Source organism: Williamwhitmania sp. (genome assembly GCA_035529935.1).
Lineage (GTDB): Bacteria > Bacteroidota > Bacteroidia > Bacteroidales > Williamwhitmaniaceae > Williamwhitmania.
Genome location: DATKVT010000073.1, coordinates 56,290 through 78,635 on the forward strand (window position 1 = coordinate 56,290; position 22,346 = coordinate 78,635).

Here is a 22,346-nt window from a genome sequence, read left to right on the forward strand (position 1 = left end):
ATGTCTTTAGGTTACGATTTCAACAGCGATTGGTACACTTCAATAACTTTTTGGGCGGCTTCATCCCACTTGAGGCTTGTAACCTCCTCCTGTCCATATCGACGGAAGAGTTTCGAGAGCCCATCGTAGCAAAGCAAACCGTAAATGGCGTCGGCCATGGCCTCAACATCCCAAAAGTCGATTTTAAGGGCATGTTTAAGCACCTCTGCAACGCCCGATTGCTTGGAGATAATAACAGGCACACTTGCTCTCATGGCCTCCAGCGGTGAGATACCAAATGGCTCTGATACCGATGGCATAACATATACATCGCTTTGGGCAAACATTCGGTGAACATCGGCACCCTTCAAGAATCCGGTAAAGTGGAAGTGTTCACTTATGCGTAGCTCTGCAACACGCTTAATCATCCGGTTCATCATGTCACCGCTACCGGCCATTACAAAGCGAACGTTGGAATACTTGGAAATCACCATGTTGGCGGCCTCCACAAAATAGTCGGGTCCTTTTTGGAAGGTTATACGACCAAGAAACGTCACTATCTTTTCGGGAACTGCCTTAGCGGAGTAGGCAAATTCGCTGTAATCGAGGTTGAACTCCACCGCGTTGTGCACAGTAACCACCTTGTCTGGATTTATGCCATATCGGTTGATCACTATGTTACGAGTGTAGTTGCTCACGGTAATAATGCGATCGGCCTCCTCCATCCCCTTCTTCTCAATGTTCCAAACACCTTGATTGATGTTCTCCCCCGAACGGTCATATTCGGTTGCGTGAACGTGAATTACCAGCGGCTTGCCCGATACTCGCTTGGCTGCAATACCGGAGGGGTAGGTGAGCCAGTCGTGCGCATGAATTACGTCAAATGAGTTCTGCATGGCAAGCGCCGCGGCAACAATAGCATAGCGTGTAACCTCCTCCATGAGGTCGGTTCCATACTTCCCTGAAAATTTGAAGTTGCTGGAGGTGGAGATGTCGGTTAGCGTTGTCTTATCGTGCAAACTTTGCTCTATTATTTTGCGAAATTCTTCCGGTGAAACATAGGGAATTAGGTTCGACTCCACCTCCATAAGCAGGAACCGTTTCCAGAAATCTTCCACGCTAATGCTTTGGGTTGAGACCAGCACATCGCCGGCATCCACAATTCGAGCCGCGCTTTGGTCCTCGTCACCGTATGTTTTTGGTACAACAAAAATTACCTCCGTGTTGGCTTTGGTTAACCCTGTTACCAATCCCTGGCAAGCGGTACCAAGCCCTCCCGTTATATGAGGTGGAAATTCCCATCCAAACATCAAAACTCTCATTGGCCAGTGGATTATTGGTTGCTATAAACATCAATGAAATCAAGAATTCTTAATACGGCTGCTACGCTCCATGCCTGGGAAATGGCACCTTCCGGATGTTGGGGCGGATCGCCGTCATAAATTTCGGCAATGGAGCAAAGCCCTCGGGTTGTCATGTCCTCTTTAAAGTTATCGGCAATTTTTTTAGCAGTAGATAAGTAGGCTTTGCCGTGAAGTTTAAAGTTGGCTTCCACGTAGAAGCCAAGTAGCCATGGCCATGCAGTTCCTTGGTGGTAGGCGCTATCGCGCTCTGCTTGGCCTCCAAAGTATCGCCCAGTGTATTTGGGATCTTGGGGTGAAAGTGTTCGAATGCCCTTTGGCGTGAGTAGTTCCTTTTCAACCACCTTAAGCAGCGAAGCTTTTTGGTCGTCGGAAATGGCGCTGTATGGAAGTGCCGCTGCAAAAATTTGGTTGGGCCGCACCTGCTTACATTGCGTGTTGTTGTGAACTACGTCAGCAAGGTAGCCCAGCTCCTCAATCCAGAAGGTGTTTGAGAAGTTTTCTTCAATCAAGTTGGGCAGCGATCCCCACTCCTTTACAAATGCACTATCCTTGAATTCCTTAGCTAGGCTGAGCGTAAAGCATACGGCGTTATACCAGAGTGCGTTGATTTCAACCGGGAAGCCTTCGCGAGCAGTTACCGGCTTTCCAGCAACAACCGCATCCATCCAGGTAAGTGCTACACCGGGTTCGCCAGCAAATACCAATCCGTTATCGTGCATTTTGATGTTGTAAGGAAGTTCTCCTGTTCGGTAGGCATGGAGAATAGTTTTCATCTTTTTGCCATACGATGTCCAGACTTCTTTACGGTCTTTGGTAGTTTCGGCATACATTTGAATAGACCAGAAAAACCAAAGTGGCGCGTCTACGGAGTTGAAGGCAGTGGCGGTAGAGTGACCAACGTTAGGGAAGAGGCCATCTTTCATTTCCGCAGCCAGCGTATCGATCACCGCCTTGCAGGTTTTTACATCACCATTTGTGAGCGTGAGCCCCGGCAACGATACAAAGGTGTCGCGACCCCACCTCCCAAACCATGGATAGCCGGCAATAAGTTCCACCTTTTTTTCCTTCTTCACCAAGAATTGCTGCCCAGAATTATTTAGGCAGTTTCTGAAAGAATCCTTCTGAGGACGATGCTTAATTTCGTTATTCAGTTTTGTGACAAATGAGTTGGGTGCCTCTTCCTTTGTGGAGGCAGAAAACACAACACTTTCCCCTTTTTTTATTGAGATTTCGAAGTATCCTAGCGTGAGCAAGTCCTCCTGAAATTCATAGCCTCTGTTCTGCTCCTCCATATACTCGATGTTGTAGAACCAATCGGGGGCTGCTACAAACTCATTCTTGTGGCTTAGCTGCATGTGAAGGAATGGAAATCCCGGATAGAGCTTTGCCTTAATGCCATTTGCAATGGGCTTGAAATGGGTGTCGGCATTCATGTTGGCCTTTGAAAGGGCATGCGAGTTTCTGAAGGCAAGAAATGGCTTAATGCGCAACTTTGTTGGTGAATGAGCATCAAGCAGTGTATAGCGAATAAGAAGTTGCTCTTCGTTGTGGGTAAACGCTATCTCCTTAAGCAACTTTACACCGCCCACCTGGTATGTTAGCCTTACTGTAGGCTCATATTCAAAGTCGACGATATACTTATGACCTCTGGGTTCGTAAAGCCCTGGATATTTGTGAATCCCAAGGTTAAACGATTGTCCTCGCTGGATAACGGTTTCGTCAACCGAAGAGAGGAGTACGTGATTTTCGTAATCAAACTCCTTGAGCGGCAGCACCATCATCCCATGGTATTTCCTGGTATTACATAGCACAATGGTGCTGCTGCAATACCCACCAGCTCGGTTCGTGCTCAGAATTTCTCTCTGGAGAGAATATTCTAAGTTAACCAACTCATCTTTGTTGAAGGTAAGATATCCCATGACAACTAATTTTTACTCCGTCCAGCCAAGGATGGAGGTGATTTTGCACTTCGATTTTTATTTCTCCAAAATTCGTATCAAGTTATGAATTTTTAGGCTGTTTGTCAGCTTAATAAGGTTAATATTTCTGTTATTTTTAGCTACATCGATTGCGTTGGCACCTTTTATAGAACTTTTTACTGTTAATTTTTACGAATGTGTAGCAGTCAAGAGCCAGTAAGCCAGTGTTGTAGCGTTGTTGCTGATAGATGAGGGTTAATTACACCGTTTTTTTTTCGATATTTACGCTTCAAAAAAAATGACGATGATGAAGTGGATTTCATTTCTAATGGTCGGATTTGCAATGCTTTCCTGCACTGGCGTTTCCGGAAACAAAACTGAAATCAAGGGGAAATTTTTTCAGCCGGGGGCAAAGTTGGTGCTCTATAGGGTAATGGCAAAGGAGCCGGAGGAGGTTGATTCTACTTACGTGCTGGATGGTGGGAAATTTTCATTTGAATTGCGGCTAACAGAGCCAACCTTCTTTCTGCTTCGATACACAACTCAAAAGGAAATTGTGCTGCTTATTGAGCCGGGGGAGCAGGTAAAAATGGATATTACCGATTCTCCCAAGTGGCTGAAATATAGTATAAAAGGATCCCTTGGTAGTGAAAAAATTAAGGTTGTATCCGATAGCTTAAACCATACATTGAATCTTCTCGATTCCATGAAGGTAAAGTTTGAGGCACTGTCCAAAATGCAGGTAAATCAGGATAGTCTTCGTCATGTGTTTATGGATACGGTTCGTTACATCGTTCAGCGCCATAGAACATTCACTCGAAATTTTGTAAGGAAGAATACACAGTCGTTGGCAGTGATTGTAGCGCTGAATCAGCAGTTCGACCCACGCACCTTTGTGCTTAATTCCAAGGAGGATTTTCAGCTCTTTCGACTGGCTGACTCAACTTTGTATATCAAGTACCCCAGCAATGACTTAGTTAGGGTCCTTCACCAAAATGTGAGCAACTTTGAGCAGCAGCAAGCCTTGTTTGCAGAGGCGCGAAACATGCCTTCGGTAGGAACAACAGCGCTCGATTTCTCGATGGCTACTCCTAAAGGGGATACTCTTTCACTTAAAAGTTTGCGTGGAAAATACGTGCTGCTAGACTTCTGGGCTTCGTGGTGTCCCCCCTGTCGCAAAGAAAATCCCAATCTGGTGAAGGCTTACCAAAAATACCATACCTTAGGGTTTGAAATACTGCAGGTGTCAATCGATAAAAACCGTGCGTCGTGGATAAAGGCCATTGCCGATGATAAGCTTAGCTGGCATCAGGTTGGAGACCTAAAGTTTTGGGATTCTCCGGTGGCACGCCTCTACCACATCACGCGCATTCCAGCCAACTTTCTTATCGATCCAAACGGGAAAATTATTGCCCGGGACGTTAGGGGTGAGGAGCTCGAGAAAACGCTCAGTAGAATATTTGAAAAAAAGTAGTTGTTGATTACGAAAATGATGAATATGAAGTTTGGGAAAATTTTGATTTTCGGCCTGGCCATTGCGCTGGCTTCGTGTCAGGGAAAGCAAACAGTAAGAATTGGTGGAACCATTGCAAATGGCAATAACTTGGTGGTTTATTTGGAGAAGTTTGATATTTCAACTGCCTCACCAATGGACTCTGTGGTGCTTGGGCCTACTGGTGAATTTCATTTCAAGGCGAAAGTGGACAACCCCGGCTTTTACCTGCTTAAGCTGTCGGGAAAGAGCCCTATTACCTTGCTGCTAGCCCCAAAGGAGAAAGTTACTGTAAATGCTGATGCGGCTACCTTCGATAAATCCTACACCGTTGAGGGCTCCGTTGGCTCTTTGAAAGTACAGGATATTTATAATCGCTTGATAACGCTTAAAGCAAAAGTCGATTCGCTTTCGAAAGTTGCCAAAGCGGAGGGTGACAACCAACCTGCATTGCTAAAGATATACTCTACCACCGATAGCCTTATTCAGGCACATAAGGAGTATTCCATCGCATTTATGCAGAAAAACATCAACTCACTTGCCACCGTTTTTGCGCTTTACCAGCAAATATCGGAGGGAACCTTTCTCTTCAGCTCCATCGACGACCTCACCTACTACAGGATGGTGGCTTCTGCACTTAAGGCGTTCTACCCTAATTTGATGATAACAAAAGTGGTGCTTAACGACTATGATCAGCTCGACACCAAGGTAAAGCGTTACAAAGTGAACCAGATGGTGGCAACCGCTCAATCAACTTTACCCGAAATTGCACTGCCCAATATGGCTGGCGACACTGTTCGACTATCATCTTTCAAGGGTAAGGTTGTGATACTGGATTTTTGGACATCGACTTACCCGGGTGCACTGCTCGATAATCGTGAGCTGCTCAATATTTATAAGGAGTTTAAAGGCAAGGTGGTGGTGTATCAGGTTTCTCTCGACACCGATAAAGATGCCCTGATGAGCGCTTTGAAGGAGAGCGGAATTCCGTGGACAGTTGTTTCTGATTTCACTGGTGAAGGTTGTGTGGCTGCCCATGTATATAATGTTCAGCAATTACCTGAAAACTATATTATTAGCAAAAAGTATGAGATTGTTGGAAAGAATCTATTTGGGAATGATTTGCGGATGAAGCTGAAGGAAATTGTCGGCTAATGGACAAAACGAAACTTTACTTTATCAGCGATGCCCATTTGGGTTTAGCAACCAAGCAACCCAGTGTAGTAAGGGAGCGTTACCTTGTCGACCTGCTCGACAGGGCTAAGGCTGATGCACGTGAGATTTTTCTCCTCGGTGATATTTTTGATTTCTGGTTTGAGTATAAACGGGTTGTGCCAAAGGGCTTTACCCGCCTGCTGGGCAAAATTGCCGAGCTTACCGATAGTGGTATTCCCGTTCACTTTTTTACTGGCAATCACGATATCTGGGCCTTCGACTATCTTCCTGCTGAAATAGGGGTTCAGATACACCGAGGTCCATTGGTGGTAGAACGTTTTGGGAAGCGATTCTACCTAGCGCATGGCGATGGACTTGGCCCTGGCGACAAAGGCTATAAGCTGCTAAAGTGGGTTTTCACCAGAAAAATACTGCAGTGGTTGTTTGCCCGTCTTCATCCAAATTTGGCCATGTGGTTCGGCCAACGCTGGTCGTATAACAGCCGCTATGCAAAGGCAATTTTTAATGATTTTCAAGGTGAAAATGAGGACCTCTATATCTATTCCAACCAGATATTAGAGCATGAGCATTTCGATTTTTTCGTGTATGGCCACCGCCATGCTTTGGCATTCATGCCCTTGAAAGATAGCTCGGCCACTCTAGTTGTTCTTGGCGATTGGATTGTGAACTTCACCTACGGAGTTTTTGATGGTGAAAAATTTGAAATGAAGAAATACCGTTTGAATGAGAGCATTTAAGTTGGCAATAAAAACAGACGAAACATCGGTTCTCGGGAAAATAAGTAATGCAGTTAAAGAGGCCATCCCGGTGGCCCTAAAAACTGGGTGGTGGCTAATAAAGCTGATTATCCCAGTTTCGTTGGCGGTGACGTTGCTAAAATATTATGGAATTCTTGAGATACTATCGCGACTTCTTTCTCCACTGTTTTCTAACTTTGGCTTACCTGGCGAGGCTGTTTTGGCCTACCTCAGCGCTATATTCCTTAATATTTACTCAGCCATTGCAGTAATTAGCACGCTTCCGCTTACCGGAAGAGAGATAACCATACTGGCCGTTATGTGTCTCATCTCCCACAACCTAATAGTGGAGACGGCTGTTCAGCGAAAAACCGGATCACGCGTTGGTGAAATGTTGGCCCTTCGACTGGGGGTAAGCCTCCTGGCTGGGTTTTTACTTAACTTAATGGTACCTGCTTCGGTGGGTGTTTCCTCCTTTATGATTACAAGCGGGGAGGGTGTAACCCTAAAGGCTGCATTGATGGAATGGATTTCAAGTTCGGCTTATTTGGCATTAAAAATAATTGTGTTGGTATCGCTGTTGATGATTCTGCAACGCATACTGCAGGCGTTTGGTATTTTAGCACTTCTTTCGAAAGGGCTAAAACCTATCCTCCGACCGTTTGGGCTTCCGGCCAACACCACCTTTCTATGGTTGGTTGCCAATGTTCTTGGTCTTGCTTACGGCTCGGCGGTAATGATGGAGGAGACCTCTGCTGGACGACTATCTCGCGAGGAGGCCGACTTGCTTAACTATCACATTGCCATTTCGCACAGCAACCTCGAGGATGTCCTGCTCTTTGTGGCCATAGGTGCACCTTTCGTCTGGCTGCTTTTCCCTCGATTGATTCTTGCTGGAGTGGCAGTGTGGACCGTGAGGTTTGTAAAATATGGTAATCGAAGTTTTCATTAAATTGTAGGACCAATTTTGCATTTTATTGATTAGAAAAATGAATAACCCATGAAGCAATACTTGGCATTACTGGACCATATTGTAGAAAACGGAGTAGTTAAGGACGATCGCACTGGCACTGGTACTAAGAGCGTGTTTGGCTACCAAATGCGGTTTAACCTTCAGGATGGTTTTCCGCTCGTTACCACCAAGAAGGTTCATATGAAAAGCATTATTCATGAGCTGCTCTGGTTTTTAAAGGGTGAAACCAATGTTGCCTACCTTAACCAGAATAAGGTGACCATTTGGGATGAGTGGGCCGATGAGTCCGGCGGATTGGGCCACATTTACGGTTACCAATGGCGCTCCTGGCCCGGACTCGATGGAAAAACATACGATCAAATTGCTGGAGTTGTAAATAGCTTAAAAAACAATCCCGATTCGCGACGGCATATTGTGAGCGCTTGGAATGTTGCCGAGCTAGAGAATATGGCACTTCCGCCTTGCCATGTGCTGTTTCAGTTTTACGTGGCCGATGGCAAGCTCTCCTGCCATCTCTATCAGCGAAGTGCCGATGTGTTTTTAGGCGTTCCATTCAACATTGCCTCGTACGCTTTGCTAACGCACATGATGGCGCAGGTTACTGGCTATGCGCCTGGTGAATTTGTTCATTCGCTTGGCGATACCCACATCTACCTCAACCATTTTGAGCAGGTTAAGCTGCAGCTGAGCCGCGAGCCAAAACCTTTGCCGACGCTTAAACTTAATCCTGATGTAAAGAGCATTTTCGATTTTCGTTACGAGGATATTACCATTGAAGGATACGAGTCACATCCGGCCATCAAGGCCGATATTGCCGTGTAGCTTATGGTTTCGATTATTGTAGCAGTTGGGAACAAAGGGGCAATTGGTCTTAGAAATCGGTTGCTATGGCATATTTCAACCGATTTAAAGCGGTTTAAGGCCATAACCACAGGTCATGCCATAATCATGGGGCGTAAGACCTTTGAGTCCATAGGAAAGCCACTACCCAACCGCCAAAATATTGTAATCTCACACAATCCCATTAACCACCAGGGCGTTTTGCGTGCTTCTTCGCTGGAGGAGGCACTGCAAATGGTTCAAGGTGATGAGGCTTTTGTTATTGGAGGAGGAGAAATTTATGGACAAGCACTCCCCCTAGCTGACAGAATATACCTTACCCGTGTTTGGAAGGATTATGAGGCCGATACCTTTTTTCCAGAAATTGAAATGGACAAGTGGAGCGAAATTTCGCGGGAAGATTTTCCCGCCGAAGGCGATAATCCTGCTTTCTCATTCATCGTATTGGAGCGCAGAAAGCCGTTATAGTATCCCTTTTTGCTTATTAATTTAAAAGCCACCCCGAAGGATGGCTTTTAATATCTTATTATTGAGTTATTAAGCAGCTTTTAGCTTATTAATGTTCAACTTCTCCATCTTCTCCTTGGCATAGCTCAGGGTTACACTGAACTCTTCAGGTTTCAGCGACGGCATTTCATACATTGCATCAATCATAATGGATTCGCAAATGGAACGCAGTCCTCTAGCACCGAGCTTAAATTCAACAGCCTTGTCAACTATATACTCCAGCGCATCTTCTTCGTAGGAGAGCTTAATGCCATCCATATCGAAAAGTTTTTCGTACTGGCGTGTAATGGCGTTTTTTGGTTCGGTTAGAATTCTACGCAATGCAGGTCTATCTAACGGGTTCAGGTAAGTAAGAATGGGTAACCTTCCAATGATTTCTGGAATGAGCCCAAACGACTTGAGGTCCTGAGGCGCTATGTACTGCAAGAGGTTACCCCGGTCAACCGTTTCGTTCTGCTTGGCTGCATTAAAGCCCACCACTTGGGTGTTGAGCCGCATTGCAATCTTCTTTTCAATGCCATCGAAAGCGCCACCGCAGATAAAGAGGATGTTCTTGGTGTCAACCTGAATCATCTTTTGCTCGGGGTGCTTCCTTCCACCTTGAGGTGGCACGTTTACAATCGATCCCTCCAGCAGCTTCAGCAAACCTTGCTGAACTCCTTCGCCGGAAACATCACGGGTAATGGATGGATTGTCGCTCTTACGGGCAATCTTGTCAAGCTCGTCTATAAAAACGATGCCTTTCTCCGCAGTCTCCACGTTGTAGTCTGCAACCTGAAGTAGGCGGGAGAGTATGCTCTCCACGTCCTCGCCCACGTAGCCGGCCTCAGTTAGCACCGTAGCGTCTACAATGGTAAAAGGAACATGCAGCATTTTGGCGATGGTTCTTGCAAGTAGAGTTTTTCCCGTGCCCGTTTCACCAACCAGCACAATGTTGGATTTTTCAATCTCAACCTCGTCGTTGCTCTTAATATCCCTGCTAAGCAGGCGCTTGTAGTGGTTGTAAACTGCAACTGACAGGTATCTCTTTGCATCGTCTTGACCAATAACATATTGGTCGAGAAACTCCTTCATCTCGTTCGGCTTTAGCAGCTGAACGTCGGCGAGAGAAAAGTTTGTCTTCTTCTTTACCTCCTCCTGCACAATGAGGTGGGCCTGCTCCACACAGTAGTCGCAAATAAAGCCCGACATACCGTTAATGAGCAAGTTTACTTCCTTGCGCGATCTTCCACAAAATGAGCATCTATCTAACGCCATTATCCCTCTCCTTCGATTTAGAACCTTTACTCAGGTAGAGGAGGAATCCCCAACCCGGAGTCAGGTATTTATTGTTTCTTCTCTCTGTTCTTTGTGATTATTTCGTCAATCATGCCATACGTTTTTGCCTCCTCCGAGGTCATCCAGTGGTCGCGGTCGCTATCTTTTTCGATTTGCGCGAATGGTTTTTCGGTATGGAATGCTAGAATGTCGTAGAGCTCCTTTTTGAGCTTCATAATCTCCCTAGCTGTGATTTCGATGTCCGATGCCTGTCCCTCAGCACCACCCATGGGCTGATGAATCATCACCCGGGAGTGCGTTAATGCGCTGCGCTTTCCCTTTTGACCGGCAGTGAGTAGCACTGCTCCCATGGAGGCGGCCATTCCGGTGCAAATGGTGGCCACGTCGGAGGTGATAATCTGCATGGTGTCGTATATTCCAAGTCCGGCATAAACTGAGCCGCCAGGAGTATTCAGGTAAATCTGGATATCTTTCGACGGATCGGTGGATTCCAAAAAGAGCAGCTGCGCCTGAATAATGTTGGCTACGTCGTCCGATATTGGCACCCCCAGAAAAATAATGCGGTCCATCATGAGGCGCGAAAACACATCCATAGTGGCAATGTTTAGCTGACGCTCCTCAATAATGGTTGGGGAGATGTAGTTGCCTTGCATCGACTGGAAGCGGTGTAGGCTTAAGCTGCTTATGCCAAGGTGCCCTCGGGCATATTTTCTGAATTCATCGTTCCTTTCCATTAGCTCGGGTTTTGTAATTATTACTTGTTGTTAAACAGCTGATCGAACTCTTTGGTTGTAACTTCTTTGGTGTCGAGCTTAACGGTGCTCTTAAGAACCTCCACAACCTTGTCCTCGAGTAGCTTTTCACGAATACGTCTATCTTCCTCCTTGTTGCTGAGAATGCGCTGTGCAAAGTTCTCAACCTCGGAATCGGGCACATTCATAAAGCCGTAATTCTTAAACTGGTCGATGGCAAACTCCTTTGCCTTTTCGAGTACGTCGGCCTCTTCAATCTTGATTTCGTGTTCGATGGCAATGTGGTCGCGAATGAGCTGCCATTTAAGGTCGTTGGCAAAGTGGTCGAAGTCCTTATCAATCTGCTCCATGGTAAACTTGCCTTCGTTAACGGCAAGCAACCAGCGTTTTAAAAACTCAGTAGGCAGTTCAATTTTGGCTTTATCAATAAGTTTTTCCTTGATATCGATGAGGAACTTGAAGTCCGATTCTTTGGTCAGGTTCACTCGGATGTCGCTATCAACTCTAGCGTTGAACTCCTCCTCCGAGGTTACAGTACCTTCGCCATACACCTTATCGAAGAGTTCCTGGTCGATGTCAGCATCAACAAACGATCGTACTTCGTTGGGAATGAAGCGGAACGATGGGGTAAGCTTTGCAACCTCCTCCTTTTTGATCTTCAACATAGCTGATAGGTCTGTATCGTTTGAGAAGGTTTTTCTGATGTCGAAATCGATGATGTCACCAACCTTTGCCCCAACAAACTTTGCCTTTTGCTCTTCATCGGTAATGGTTCGCAGCGAGACAAAAGCGTCATCAACAGAAATGCCATTCTCCATGGGCGCACCATCTTCACCAAGCTGTTCAACCTTGCCGCGCATTACATCCTCTTCCCCGGCAACTTCGCCAGGCATCATTTTGCCATACCTGCGACGGTAGCTGCTGAGATAGTTGTTCCGAAGTTCCTCGTCAATCTTGAGTTCGTAGTATGGAACCTTGTCTCGAGCGGTAAGCTTAAGGTCGATTTCTGGTGAAAGACCGAGGTCGAAGGCAAACTCGAACGTGGTGTCGGCATCCCAGTCAATGCTTTTTTGGTGCTTCTCGCTGGGCATGGGTTCGCCAAGCAGCTTAATCTTTTCGTCGTAGATATAGGTGGTGAGGGCATCCGAAACAATCTTATTGATCTCCTCAGCCATTACGGGTTTGCGATACAGCTTGTTGATCATCCCTGCCGGAACCATGCCCGGTCTAAAACCGTCGATTTTTGCCTTTCTGCGAAAATCGCCCAACGCTTTTGTAACGCGCTCTTGGTAATCGCCTTGGTCAACCGTAACCTTTAAAACGGCGTTGAGGGTATCAACGTTCTCCTTTACAATATTCATCTGTTGAACAGTTTAGATAAATGTAATAATTAAGTCCTTATATGCAGCGCTACCTGTAATTAATGTTGTTTAAGGTTGTTGCCATTATTCCAATCAACATCGAAAAATCTATTCGGTTGATTAACAGCTGCATTATTATTTAGAAATTAGCGCACAAAGGTAGAAAATTGGTGCAAGAGAAACAAATGGACTTCAAGAAATAGTTTTGGCAGTATTTTTTCGTATAATCATAACGACCATATAATCAACACAGTATAAAATAATTTAAAAATAAACGAAAATAGCTTGTCACGAAATGGTGATTTCTGGAATATAGAGTTGAAAGGAACAAGATTTTAAACCTTAAAAAAATACAACAATGAAAACTAGGAATTTGAACCTCGACAACTTCTCAACCAGCAATTGCGAAATTCTTGACAACGATCAGCTCATCTCTTTGGTAGGTGGCGATAATGCTAATGATGGAACAATTCTTCCAGATCCTGTAATTTGGATAAAAATGTAATTTATCATTTTGGGTAATAAGAGAATCCATAATTGCCCACCTTAATAAAATACGACAATGGAAACTAGAAATTTGAACCTCGGCAACTTCTCAACCAGCAATTGCGAAATTCTTGACAACGATCAGCTCATCTCTTTGGTAGGTGGCGATAATGGTAATGATGGTACAATTGCCCCAGATCCTGTAATTTGGCTTAAGGGTTAATTGGCGATTTTAGAGGTTGATTTTCTTTTGAAGATTAGCAACTTGCAATTGTAGTAGATAACTTTTTTATAATTAATGCATAATAGCGATGAAGGCACCTTACTATACTGCTATTCGGCTGCTGGAGAAGCGAATCGACGGTAGCATTACCGCCGAGGAGGCTGGCTGGCTGAATCAGCGAATGGAGGTAGATGTATCGTTGCAGCGGGAGTTGCGCTTCAGGCAGGAGTTGGAGAAGCTGTCCGCCGAGGCGGAGATAGATAGGCTACGCCAAGAGCTCGTGGGCGTTTGGATGGATACGCAGCGGCTCGACTTGACCAATAGTGAGCTTGAATACCGATTCAACCGCATTAAGAAATACTTCTACGCTGCCGCCACCTTGGCGGGCCTTACGGCTGGAGGCATTGGTATCCATTCGGTCTTGAGCAATGGAGCAAATCCAACAGCCCTTTATGCCGAGAACTTTGAGCCATACCCGCCCGTTCGCGTGGTCCGCTCCAATGGTGAACTCTCCAGCGATTCACTATTCTTTAGGGGCATGATTGCCTACCAGTCGGGCTACTTCAACACCTCAAAGGACGACTTTGAAACTTTAATGAAAGGTGGCAATACCTCTACCACGGTGAGATTCTACCTTGGCGTTAGCTATATGGAGCTCAACGATTTTGGAAAAGCTCGTGAAGCGCTTAACGCTGTTGCTCAAGCCAACTCTCTTTTTAAGGAGCAGTCGATTTGGTATACAGGGCTATGCTTCCTTGGCGAAGGCAATGTGGCCGATGCACGGAAAGCATTGAGTGAGTTGGTAAACTCTGGAACCCCTATATCTGCCAAGGCAGAGCAACTGTTAAAAAAATTACCGGAATAACCCTTTAAATCTGAAATTATGGACGTAGAGTTCCTAACATCCGATCGACCAGCTGTGCGGGAAGAGAGCTGGATGGAGATGCTTAGCTACAAGAGCCTTGACACAATCTATTTTTTTGAATCCGATGAAGAGGATACCTTCATAGTGCTTGCCGATGGAAGCAGGCGAAGGATAAGTGTAAGGCTTGATCAACTTGAGCGGCTTCTTCCTACAGGCTCATTTCTACGCTGCGGGTGGGGTTTCATAGTTAACTTAAACAGAATAAAGGAATTCTGGTCGGTTGATAAATCCATTGTGGTGATGGACAACGGTGAGGTTATTCCCGTACCAAAAACCTATCGTTATCCCCTGCGCGAGCGAATGGCCCGACGCCTTATTGCCTGAAATTTTTTGAGGTTCCCTAAACCTGATATGTGCCGTTGGAGCGCACTTGCCAATAGTTGGGCGGGTGCGCTTCTACTTTTACATTGAATAGTGTGGTGTTAGTTATTTGAATACTTGGAACCCTTTTCTAATGCTTCCCTTTGAGATTGAATCTTATTTTGTTGCTGAACTCTGACAGCCAACAATTTCAGCAGATTATTCGAAGAAGTCTTTTTGTATCCATTCTAAATTACCTAACTGTTTAAAGAAAGCTCGATTTCGCTTGTCACGAAAAGTTCGATTTCGGAATATAGTTATGGTAGCGTTTCAATGAGATAACATTGCCAACCCATTCAAGGGTTTATAAACAAGCCTTGGCTAGAGTTAAACTATGTGTGTGCATACAAGAAATTAGCAATTTGAACTTATCACATCGATTTCCGCCAAAAGACAGACAATTCGGCGCAGTTAAACTAGGAATAAGAAACCTCTCAAAACCCTAACCGATGAGTAAACTAACCTACCTCAATCGCCTAAAGCGAATTGACCATCTGATTAGAATCCGAGCAACGGGCAATACAGTTGCTTTTGCTGAACGATTAAATGTTTCTAGGAGCCAACTCTGTGAAGAGCTGAAGACTTTAAGGGAACTTGGCGCTCCGATCTCCTATAGCAGAATACAGCAAACCTACTTCTACAAATATCCCACCTCCTTTTGCATAGAATTCTTCCCTATTAGAAAAGATGAAAAAGAAGTGGCAAATATTTTTGACGAACGAACCCCTGTCAAGCAAAAAAAGTAGTTCGGTCCGACAATGCTGGACTGAACTATTTTAAACTTGTATTAAGGTTTGTGGCCACAACCTAGGCGGATGCCGAAAAGCCTAGAATAGTTCTAATGAGTAGGCATATAATACACAAAAATCATGAAAAAGATTAAGTTAAACAAGTTGGCAAAACAGAGTTTGAAAACAAAGGAAATGAATGCAGTAAAGGGCGGAACATCTCCTGCTGTAGATCTTACAGATTGTTTGTGCTATTTTATGGGAGGTAATGATGGTGCTCAAATGTATAGTAATGCAGGGTCAAAGGTTGTGCATCCTCAGCCATAATTTGGATATGAGATGAATGGTTATTTAATAATAGCCAAGTTATGGGGTTATATAATTGTATAACCCTATAACACATTCCCGTGTTAATGTTGTTTAGTAGTTCCGCATAGATGTACTTAATCTGGTTTTGCACTCAATCACAATTGCTGTTTTTTACATTGAGGATAGTAAATACTTCTAATTACGAGATTGGTAGTATTCCAGGATCTGTTCTATAGTAATAAAGTTTGTGATCTACTTGTTTTTATTCATACTGGTTGAATTTATACTATAAAAGACATTTATTTATAATTTATATATTATGGAAGCGAGGAGACAAAAAATTGATATTTCTAGCCATATCTATTACGATTTAACTAGAGGCAGTTACCGGAAAAAAAGAGGCAGCACACGAGATTTTATTGAACTTCAGCCTACTGCAGTAAAGGATGCATTGGTAAATACACCCCAGATAACATTCGAGATTACAGATGCATGTAATTTGGAGTGTAGGTATTGTGGCTATGGTGCTTACTACAACTTTTACGATAAGCGAGAATCAAAAATGCTTGAGTTGGGGAAAGCCATCCGATTTTTGAACTTCATGATGGAGTTATGGAATAGTGAACTTAACAATTCATTTGGTCAGAAGGTTTACATAGGTTTCTATGGAGGAGAACCTTTGTTAAATATGTCATTCATTGAGGGGGTTGTTGATTATATTGGGCAGAATAAATGCTCAAATAGGGATTTTGTATTTTCAATGACGACCAATGCGATGCTTCTAGATCGGTATGTAGACTATTTGCAGGCACATGATTTCCACCTTTTAATCAGCTTAGATGGAGGAGAGTTGAACAATTCATATAGGGTAAACAAGAAGGGGCAAGGAGTATTTGAAAGAGTGGTAAAGAATGTTGAAATTTTACGATCAAAATATCCAGCATACTTTAACGATCGAGTGAATTTTAATTCTGTGCTGCATAACCGGAACTCTGTAGCTGAAATTTACAATTATTTTAGAGATAATTACGGAAAGTTGCCAAGCATTGGGGAGTTAAATAATGTTGGAATCAGACCTGATATAGTAGAGGAATTCAATAAGGCTTACCGTAATGCATATGAAAGTCTTCACCAGTCAGAAAACTATGAGGTGATTGAGAAGGAGATGTTCTTAAGGTTGGGAAGCTCTCAATCACGCGCTTTCTTTTTACAGCAGAATAGTGGATATTCTTATAACAATTATTTGGATTTACTCTTTGAGAAAAAAAAGGCAGGGAGGATTCCAACGGGTACTTGTCTCCCTTTTAGCAATAAAGTATTTATTACTGTGAATGGAAAAATCTTGCCCTGCGAGCGCGTTGGGCATCGTTTTGCGTTGGGGTATATTTCTGAGGATGAGGTTACTATTGATTATGAGGCGATTGCTATTAGGTATAATGGGTATTATGCAAAGTTGAAACAACAATGCAGCACTTGTTATAATGTTGATGGATGTGTGCAGTGCATTTTTAACCTAGCAGATATCGAGTCTCAGCCAATCTGTTTTGGCCATATGGATAATAAAAGTTTTTCAGAATATGCAACTCATCATATTGATTATTTGCGCACTAACCCGGAGGAGTATTATAAAATATTGGAAGAACTAATAATTGATTAGATTGATGAAAGATAAAATGGTGAAACTTATTAAGGATTCTTACTGGATTTTTCTAGAACCGACCACGTATTGTAGAAGAGACGAGAGAGGTTGGCTTCTATATAACACGTGTAATGGAAAGTATTACGTTAGTGAATCAAAAGAGGTAACTGGTGTTATTTCTGAAATTTGTGATAGAGGGAGTTTGGGAGTATCCTTAATACAAAGTGATGTTGTGAATCACAGTTTAGAACTCTCTGCGTTTGTTGATGAAATTGAAGAAAAAAAACTTGGCGGGATTCTATGTGTTGAGGATGTGCCAAAAAAGCCAGTTCGGTTTATGCCTGTATTAAACTTGCAGCGCGATATTGATAAACTTAAGTTAATCGATACAAAATCAAAGGGTAGAGAGATAGGAAAATTCTTGTTGGAGTTAAATATATACATAAACAATTCATGCAACCATACCTGCAGCCTATGTGAGGATTATCATAAGCAATATTTAAGTTGCACTGCGGTGACAAATAAACCTGAAGTCAACATTGCTACAGACATGTTGGAACTGACTCTAAATCAAGTTTCAAATGGTAATCTTTCTGCACTCAATATTATAGGAGGGGATTTGTCTTTGCATCCCAATGTAGAGAAAATTGTAGAGCTCTTACAGCCTTTTAAACATATTGTAAGAATCTGGTCAAACTATAAAAATTTCAGCAGCTATTCTGTTTTTGATGGGTTTGCGTATACAATTACCGTTAATTTTCCTGTTGTGGAGTCTTTTCTCCGCTCTACCATTCAAAAGCAAGATGCTGCAGATGTCCAATTTTTATTTCACGTTACGTCAGAAGATGATTATAAAAAAACACTAGATATAGTTAATGATTATCCGGATTTGAACTATTCTGTCTTGCCAGTATATGATGGTATGAATATGGATTTTTTTCAAAGGAGTGTTTTTGTCAGCAGCAATGATATTTTGGAAGAAACTATTTCTCTAAGAGAAATATTTGCTCATCAGAAATTGAATACAAATTTCTTTGGTTCATTGACGGTGCTTCCTAATGGTGATGTCAAAGCTAATATTAATCGAGAAGTGTTAGGAAATGTTCGGGACAAACGTATTGTAGAGTTGATTCATGAAGAGTTGTTAGAGAATACTGCTTGGAGAAGAACTCGTGATGATGAGCCGTGCAATCAGTGTCGTTTTCAATTCTTGTGTCCTTCACCGTCAAATCTAGAGCTGGTAATAGGAAGAGCCAATCTATGTCAAGTGGTAAGTTGAGGTGTCTCCTGTCGACATTTTATCTTATATTTCCTTGTTTAAATTATCGTCTTGCTTTTTGTGATCTGTTTTGTGAGTTGTAACGTTGTGAGATGCATCTCAAAATGTTAATATTTATGTGTCCTGATTTGGCTTTTGGTATTTGTCATAAGGCATATTCTTTATGATACATTTGAGATTCTGTGTTTGAATTATTATGGATATTCAAGAACGGTTCTTCTTTTCTCTAAAATTCTCCTAGCTTAAGGGATTTCTCCTATTCTGGACGGTAATAAACGACTTTTTGTTATATTCGAACATCATAATAAGTAGCATCTTGTAAATGTCCTTCCCCCACTATAACCAACCCGATGCCATGGACTGCGGACCCACCTGCCTTCGCATGGTGGCCCGATACCACGGAAAGCACTACAACATTCAAACCCTGCGCGAGCGGAGCCATATTTCTAGGCTTGGTGTTAGCATGCTTGGCATTTCAAGGGCGGCAGAGAGCATCGGTTTTCGTACGCTGGGGGTAAAGATTCCATTTGAAAAGCTACGCGATGATGCTCCTCTTCCCGCAATTGTCCACTGGAACCAAAACCACTTTGTGGTGGTGTATAAAATTTCGGGGCGAAAGGGAAAGGAGCGTATTCATGTTGCCGATCCTGCTGGTGGGTTGGTTACCTTTAACCGAGAGGAGTTTACCCGCTGCTGGGCCTCCACCGGAAGCAACGAGGAGCCGCAGGGCACCGCGCTGCTGCTGGAGCCAACGCCCGAGTTTTACTCCACCGATGATGAAAAACCCAACCGGAAGAGCTTTGGTTATTTGTTTCGATACCTGAAGCCTTACCACAAGCTGCTGCTGCAACTATTGCTTGGCTTAATACTTGGCAGCTTGCTGCAGCTCATCTTTCCTTTTTTGACCCAGAGCATTGTAGACTACGGTATTGGAAACCGTAATATATCCTTTATCTATTTGGTGCTAATAGCTCAGCTGGTGTTAACCCTTAGCCGTGTTTCGGTGGAGTTTATTCGTGGGTGGATTCTGCTGCATCTTGGCACACGCATCAGCGTTTCACTTATCTCCGACTTTTTGGCCAAGCTCATGCGGCTACCCATGGGCTACTTCGATACCAAAATGACGGGCGACCTTATGCAGCGCATTGGAGATAATAATCGCATCCAAACGTTCCTTACCGGCACCTCGCTTACGGTGCTGTTTTCGCTGGTTAACCTTGTGATATTTGGTGCCGTGTTACTATTCTACAACGTTACTATCTTCTCCGTTTTTCTGATAGGGAGCACCATTTATACCTTATGGGTGTGGCTTTTCCTTAAGAGGAGAGAGGAGTTGGACTATAGGCGATTCGCCCAAATGGCTGCAAACCAGAGCAGCGTAATCCAGCTCATCCAAGGAATGCAGGAGATTAAACTCAACGGCTGCGAGCAGCAGAAACGATGGGAGTGGGAGCGTATTCAGGCAAGGCTTTTTAGGGTAAGCATAAAGGGGTTATCGCTGAGCCAATACCAGCAGAGTGGTGGCGTGCTCATCAACGAAATAAAGAATATTCTCATCACGGTGGTTGCCGCCAAAAGCGTGGTCGATGGCCAAATGACGCTCGGTATGATGCTGGCGGTGCAGTATATAATTGGTCAGCTCAATAGCCCCATCGAGCAGATCATTAGCTTCTTCAACCAAACACAGGATGCCAAAATCAGCCTCGACCGGTTGGGGGAGATTCATCTCCGGAAAAACGAGGAGGATGCAGAGGAGTCGAGGATAGACGATATTCCAACAAATAAGGGGATTGCGGTTAATAATCTTTCGTTTAGGTATGAGGGTCCCGATTCGGAGCTGGTACTCGATAAAATAAACCTGCTTATTCCGGCGGGAAAGCAAACGGCCATCGTGGGTACCTCTGGGAGTGGCAAAACCACGTTGGTAAAGTTGCTACTCGGTTTTTATCCACCTACCGAGGGGGAAATTCTGCTGGGAGAAAACAGGATGGAGGCATTCAGCCTTTCGGAATGGCGAAGCCGTTGTGGCGTGGTTATGCAGGATGGATTTATCTTTTCCGATAGCATCGCCGGAAACATTGCACCTGGAGCCGAATCCATCGATAAGGTGCGCCTGCTTCAGGCAGCACAGGTAGCCAATATTTCAGACTTTATCGACTCGTTGCCACTGGGATATAACACAAAAATTGGGCAGGAGGGACACGGTCTTAGCCAGGGACAGCGGCAGCGGATCCTGATTGCCCGTGCGGTTTACAAAAATCCGCAGCTGGTATTCTTCGACGAGGCTACCAACGCGCTCGATGCCAACAACGAAAAGACCATCATGGAAAATATGCAGGAATTTTTTCAGGGACGAACCGTGGTGGTTGTGGCGCACCGCCTTAGCACAGTGCGTAATGCCGATCAGATTGTGGTGATTGAGCGGGGAAAAATTGTTGAGGTTGGAACCCATAGCGAGCTGACGGCCAATAAGATGGCTTACTATACGCTGGTGAAGAATCAGCTGGAGTTGTGAAAAGTGAAAAGTGAAAAGTGAAAAGTGAAAAGTGAAAAGTGAAAAGTGAAAAGTGAAAAGTGAAAAGTGAAAAGTGAAAAGTGAAAAGTGAAAAGTGAAAAGTGAAAAGAAAACTTAGAGACAGAAGTATTTCGGATCTTCAAATATCAGGTTGCTAAAATTGAGGTGCATGCCCAAAAATATTGATTTGCGTTCCGATGAGATAAACGAGCTGCTTGGCACTCCTCCTCGCTGGATTATTCGGGGAGGGATAGGTGTTATTTTTACAATTATTCTGTTGCTGTTTGTTGGGAGCATATTTTTTCGCTACCCGGAGGTGATTAATGCTCCGGTGGTGATTACTACCGAAAACCCACCTGCAATGGTTTCGGCAAGGGCCACCGGCCGCCTCTCGCTACTCAAGGTTGCCGATGGCGCTAATGTAAATAGGGGTGACACCCTAGCAATAGTTCAAAATCCGGCTGCTGTATCCAGCATTCGGAGGCTGAAAGATATTCTGCAGACGATGTCCTCTTTCTTTGAAAATTACGATGCCCCGCTACTTCCAAGTTTTTCAGAGCCACTACAGCTGGGTGAGGTACAGACCAGCTATGCTGCGCTGGTTCGCGCTGCCGACGACTATCGAATTTTTGTGGAGCAGGGGTTTTACCCAAAAAAGATGGAGGCTCTTGGGCGAGAGCGCAAGGAGTATGGACTATACTACAAAAGGCTCAATGCCCAGCTAAATATTATGAAGATGGATATGCGCATTGCCTCAAAACAGTTTAGGCGCGATTCCACGCTCTTTTCAATGAAGAATATCTCAGCCTCGGATTACGAAAAGGCTGAGCAACTGTTGCTTTCCAAAAAGTATAGCTTGGAGCAAAGTAGGGTGTCGCTCTCCGATGCCTCTATCACCATGGCAAAGCTCGATCAGGATTTGGTTGAGTTGGGTATGGCATTTTCGGAGAAGGAGACCAAGTTGAAGGGGGAGTTGAAGTTGACTTACGAGCAGCTAAAAGCTTCGGTGTCGCAGTGGGAGGAGCAATACCTGCTTTGTGCCACAGTGTCGGGAAGAGTAAGTTTTTTGAAAGTTTGGAGCGAGAACCAGGAGGTTAAGGTGGGTGAGACGGTTTTTGCCATTGTTCCAAAAATTCAGGGGAAGCTAATTGCTCGCATTTCCTTGCCTTCGGCGGGTGCAGGCAAGGTGAAGGTTGGCCAACAGGTAAACATTAGAGTTGACGGTTTTCCCTACATGGAGTTTGGTATGCTCATGGGAACCGTTTCAAGGGTTTCGGTGGCACCCAGTGAAGGAGAGTATTCGCTAGTGGTATCATTGCCACACGGATTGACCACCTCCTATGGGAAAAAGTTGGAGCTAAGGGGTGAGCTGGCGGGCAGTGCCGAAATAACCACCGAAGACCTTAGCTTGCTTCAGCGATTGCTCTATCCGTTAAAGCACCTATTTACTAGCAGGGTTGCTGGAGCCGAAAAGTAAAGATAATCCATATTAGTTTGGGCTTTT

General features: G+C 44.2%; 21 protein-coding genes. 16 read left to right on the forward strand and 5 right to left on the reverse strand.

Going from position 1 to position 22,346, the window contains the following annotated elements; translation table 11 throughout:
* Nucleotides 1-11: 11 nt before the first annotated feature.
* Complete coding sequence (locus VMW01_05670; GenBank protein HUW05729.1) at nucleotides 12-1,301, reverse strand: glycosyltransferase family 4 protein; 1,290 nt, start codon at nucleotides 1,299-1,301, stop codon at nucleotides 12-14.
* Nucleotides 1,302-1,312: 11 nt separating this feature from the next.
* On the reverse strand, nucleotides 1,313-3,262 hold the full coding sequence (locus tag VMW01_05675; GenBank protein HUW05730.1) for an amylo-alpha-1,6-glucosidase: 1,950 nt from the start codon (nucleotides 3,260-3,262) through the stop codon (nucleotides 1,313-1,315).
* Nucleotides 3,263-3,566: 304 nt separating this feature from the next.
* On the opposite strand from VMW01_05675, the gene VMW01_05680 reads away from it, so the two are divergent.
* Genes VMW01_05680 through VMW01_05705 form a run of 6 tightly spaced genes read left to right on the forward strand, consistent with a single transcriptional unit; the run spans nucleotide 3,567 to nucleotide 8,948 of the window.
* Nucleotides 3,567-4,736: a TlpA disulfide reductase family protein gene (locus VMW01_05680; protein HUW05731.1), complete on the forward strand. Its 1,170-nt coding sequence runs from the start codon at nucleotides 3,567-3,569 to the stop codon at nucleotides 4,734-4,736.
* Between the two features lie 24 nt (nucleotides 4,737-4,760).
* Nucleotides 4,761-5,909, forward strand: coding sequence for a TlpA disulfide reductase family protein (locus tag VMW01_05685; GenBank protein HUW05732.1), 1,149 nt, complete (start codon nucleotides 4,761-4,763; stop codon nucleotides 5,907-5,909).
* Nucleotides 5,909-6,667 carry a UDP-2,3-diacylglucosamine diphosphatase gene (locus tag VMW01_05690; GenBank protein HUW05733.1) on the forward strand — a complete coding sequence of 253 codons (759 nt, stop codon included), beginning with the start codon at nucleotides 5,909-5,911 and terminating at the stop codon, nucleotides 6,665-6,667. Before VMW01_05685 ends, VMW01_05690 begins: the two co-directional genes overlap by 1 nt.
* Nucleotides 6,654-7,619 carry a nucleoside recognition domain-containing protein gene (locus VMW01_05695; GenBank protein ID HUW05734.1) on the forward strand — a complete coding sequence of 322 codons (966 nt, stop codon included), beginning with the start codon at nucleotides 6,654-6,656 and terminating at the stop codon, nucleotides 7,617-7,619. Before VMW01_05690 ends, VMW01_05695 begins: the two co-directional genes overlap by 14 nt.
* A 48-nt stretch (nucleotides 7,620-7,667) precedes the next feature.
* A complete protein-coding gene (locus tag VMW01_05700) occupies nucleotides 7,668-8,462 on the forward strand; it encodes a thymidylate synthase (protein HUW05735.1) in 795 nt (264 codons plus the stop codon).
* Between the two features lie 3 nt (nucleotides 8,463-8,465).
* Entirely contained in the window at nucleotides 8,466-8,948 is a 483-nt protein-coding gene (locus VMW01_05705; GenBank protein ID HUW05736.1) for a dihydrofolate reductase, read from the forward strand.
* A gap of 69 nt (nucleotides 8,949-9,017) precedes the next feature.
* Here VMW01_05705 and clpX read toward each other — a convergent pair whose 3' ends face one another.
* The 3 genes from clpX to tig all read right to left on the reverse strand — a co-directional run bounded on the left by clpX (nucleotide 9,018) and on the right by tig (nucleotide 12,378).
* A complete protein-coding gene (gene clpX / locus VMW01_05710) occupies nucleotides 9,018-10,244 on the reverse strand; it encodes an ATP-dependent Clp protease ATP-binding subunit ClpX (protein ID HUW05737.1) in 1,227 nt (408 codons plus the stop codon).
* 68 nt (nucleotides 10,245-10,312) lie between these two features.
* Nucleotides 10,313-10,999 carry an ATP-dependent Clp endopeptidase proteolytic subunit ClpP gene (clpP, locus tag VMW01_05715; GenBank protein HUW05738.1) on the reverse strand — a complete coding sequence of 229 codons (687 nt, stop codon included), beginning with the start codon at nucleotides 10,997-10,999 and terminating at the stop codon, nucleotides 10,313-10,315.
* A 20-nt stretch (nucleotides 11,000-11,019) separates the two neighbouring features.
* Nucleotides 11,020-12,378 (reverse strand): trigger factor, encoded by a 1,359-nt coding sequence (gene tig, locus VMW01_05720; protein ID HUW05739.1) that lies wholly within the window; start codon nucleotides 12,376-12,378, stop codon nucleotides 11,020-11,022.
* A 358-nt stretch (nucleotides 12,379-12,736) separates the two neighbouring features.
* Here tig and VMW01_05725 point away from each other — a divergent pair, with 358 nt between their 5' ends.
* From VMW01_05725 to VMW01_05770, 10 genes are all read left to right on the forward strand, one after another.
* A complete protein-coding gene (locus tag VMW01_05725; GenBank protein HUW05740.1) occupies nucleotides 12,737-12,883 on the forward strand; it encodes a hypothetical protein in 147 nt (48 codons plus the stop codon).
* Between the two features lie 57 nt (nucleotides 12,884-12,940).
* Nucleotides 12,941-13,087, forward strand: coding sequence for a hypothetical protein (locus VMW01_05730; GenBank protein ID HUW05741.1), 147 nt, complete (start codon nucleotides 12,941-12,943; stop codon nucleotides 13,085-13,087).
* A gap of 88 nt (nucleotides 13,088-13,175) precedes the next feature.
* Complete coding sequence (locus VMW01_05735) at nucleotides 13,176-13,952, forward strand: tetratricopeptide repeat protein (GenBank protein HUW05742.1); 777 nt, start codon at nucleotides 13,176-13,178, stop codon at nucleotides 13,950-13,952.
* A gap of 18 nt (nucleotides 13,953-13,970) precedes the next feature.
* Entirely contained in the window at nucleotides 13,971-14,336 is a 366-nt protein-coding gene (locus VMW01_05740; GenBank protein ID HUW05743.1) for a LytTR family DNA-binding domain-containing protein, read from the forward strand.
* A gap of 485 nt (nucleotides 14,337-14,821) precedes the next feature.
* Nucleotides 14,822-15,118 carry a hypothetical protein gene (locus tag VMW01_05745; protein HUW05744.1) on the forward strand — a complete coding sequence of 99 codons (297 nt, stop codon included), beginning with the start codon at nucleotides 14,822-14,824 and terminating at the stop codon, nucleotides 15,116-15,118.
* Between the two features lie 123 nt (nucleotides 15,119-15,241).
* Nucleotides 15,242-15,427 (forward strand): TIGR04149 family rSAM-modified RiPP, encoded by a 186-nt coding sequence (locus VMW01_05750; protein ID HUW05745.1) that lies wholly within the window; start codon nucleotides 15,242-15,244, stop codon nucleotides 15,425-15,427.
* 301 nt (nucleotides 15,428-15,728) lie between these two features.
* Nucleotides 15,729-17,066: a radical SAM peptide maturase gene (locus tag VMW01_05755; protein ID HUW05746.1), complete on the forward strand. Its 1,338-nt coding sequence runs from the start codon at nucleotides 15,729-15,731 to the stop codon at nucleotides 17,064-17,066.
* Nucleotides 17,067-17,070: 4 nt separating this feature from the next.
* Nucleotides 17,071-18,327, forward strand: coding sequence for a TIGR04150 pseudo-rSAM protein (locus tag VMW01_05760; GenBank protein HUW05747.1), 1,257 nt, complete (start codon nucleotides 17,071-17,073; stop codon nucleotides 18,325-18,327).
* Nucleotides 18,328-18,649: 322 nt separating this feature from the next.
* Nucleotides 18,650-20,842 (forward strand): peptidase domain-containing ABC transporter, encoded by a 2,193-nt coding sequence (locus tag VMW01_05765; GenBank protein HUW05748.1) that lies wholly within the window; start codon nucleotides 18,650-18,652, stop codon nucleotides 20,840-20,842.
* 169 nt (nucleotides 20,843-21,011) lie between these two features.
* On the forward strand, nucleotides 21,012-22,319 hold the full coding sequence (locus tag VMW01_05770; GenBank protein HUW05749.1) for an HlyD family efflux transporter periplasmic adaptor subunit: 1,308 nt from the start codon (nucleotides 21,012-21,014) through the stop codon (nucleotides 22,317-22,319).
* Nucleotides 22,320-22,346 lie beyond the last annotated feature (27 nt).

Excerpts from the sequence above, each read along its gene's own strand:
- VMW01_05670 (HUW05729.1), bottom strand. The coding sequence starts at position 1,301 with ATGAGAGTTTTGATGTTTGGATGGGAATTTCCACCTCATATAACGGGA.
- VMW01_05675 (HUW05730.1), bottom strand. The coding sequence starts at position 3,262 with ATGGGATATCTTACCTTCAACAAAGATGAGTTGGTTAACTTAGAATAT.
- VMW01_05680 (HUW05731.1), top strand. The coding sequence starts at position 3,567 with ATGATGAAGTGGATTTCATTTCTAATGGTCGGATTTGCAATGCTTTCC.
- VMW01_05685 (HUW05732.1), top strand. The coding sequence starts at position 4,761 with ATGAAGTTTGGGAAAATTTTGATTTTCGGCCTGGCCATTGCGCTGGCT.
- VMW01_05690 (HUW05733.1), top strand. The coding sequence starts at position 5,909 with ATGGACAAAACGAAACTTTACTTTATCAGCGATGCCCATTTGGGTTTA.
- VMW01_05695 (HUW05734.1), top strand. The coding sequence starts at position 6,654 with ATGAGAGCATTTAAGTTGGCAATAAAAACAGACGAAACATCGGTTCTC.
- VMW01_05700 (HUW05735.1), top strand. The coding sequence starts at position 7,668 with ATGAAGCAATACTTGGCATTACTGGACCATATTGTAGAAAACGGAGTA.
- VMW01_05705 (HUW05736.1), top strand. The coding sequence starts at position 8,466 with ATGGTTTCGATTATTGTAGCAGTTGGGAACAAAGGGGCAATTGGTCTT.
- clpX (HUW05737.1), bottom strand. The coding sequence starts at position 10,244 with ATGGCGTTAGATAGATGCTCATTTTGTGGAAGATCGCGCAAGGAAGTA.
- clpP (HUW05738.1), bottom strand. The coding sequence starts at position 10,999 with ATGGAAAGGAACGATGAATTCAGAAAATATGCCCGAGGGCACCTTGGC.
- tig (HUW05739.1), bottom strand. The coding sequence starts at position 12,378 with ATGAATATTGTAAAGGAGAACGTTGATACCCTCAACGCCGTTTTAAAG.
- VMW01_05725 (HUW05740.1), top strand. The coding sequence starts at position 12,737 with ATGAAAACTAGGAATTTGAACCTCGACAACTTCTCAACCAGCAATTGC.
- VMW01_05730 (HUW05741.1), top strand. The coding sequence starts at position 12,941 with ATGGAAACTAGAAATTTGAACCTCGGCAACTTCTCAACCAGCAATTGC.
- VMW01_05735 (HUW05742.1), top strand. The coding sequence starts at position 13,176 with ATGAAGGCACCTTACTATACTGCTATTCGGCTGCTGGAGAAGCGAATC.
- VMW01_05740 (HUW05743.1), top strand. The coding sequence starts at position 13,971 with ATGGACGTAGAGTTCCTAACATCCGATCGACCAGCTGTGCGGGAAGAG.
- VMW01_05745 (HUW05744.1), top strand. The coding sequence starts at position 14,822 with ATGAGTAAACTAACCTACCTCAATCGCCTAAAGCGAATTGACCATCTG.
- VMW01_05750 (HUW05745.1), top strand. The coding sequence starts at position 15,242 with ATGAAAAAGATTAAGTTAAACAAGTTGGCAAAACAGAGTTTGAAAACA.
- VMW01_05755 (HUW05746.1), top strand. The coding sequence starts at position 15,729 with ATGGAAGCGAGGAGACAAAAAATTGATATTTCTAGCCATATCTATTAC.
- VMW01_05760 (HUW05747.1), top strand. The coding sequence starts at position 17,071 with ATGAAAGATAAAATGGTGAAACTTATTAAGGATTCTTACTGGATTTTT.
- VMW01_05765 (HUW05748.1), top strand. The coding sequence starts at position 18,650 with ATGTCCTTCCCCCACTATAACCAACCCGATGCCATGGACTGCGGACCC.
- VMW01_05770 (HUW05749.1), top strand. The coding sequence starts at position 21,012 with ATGCCCAAAAATATTGATTTGCGTTCCGATGAGATAAACGAGCTGCTT.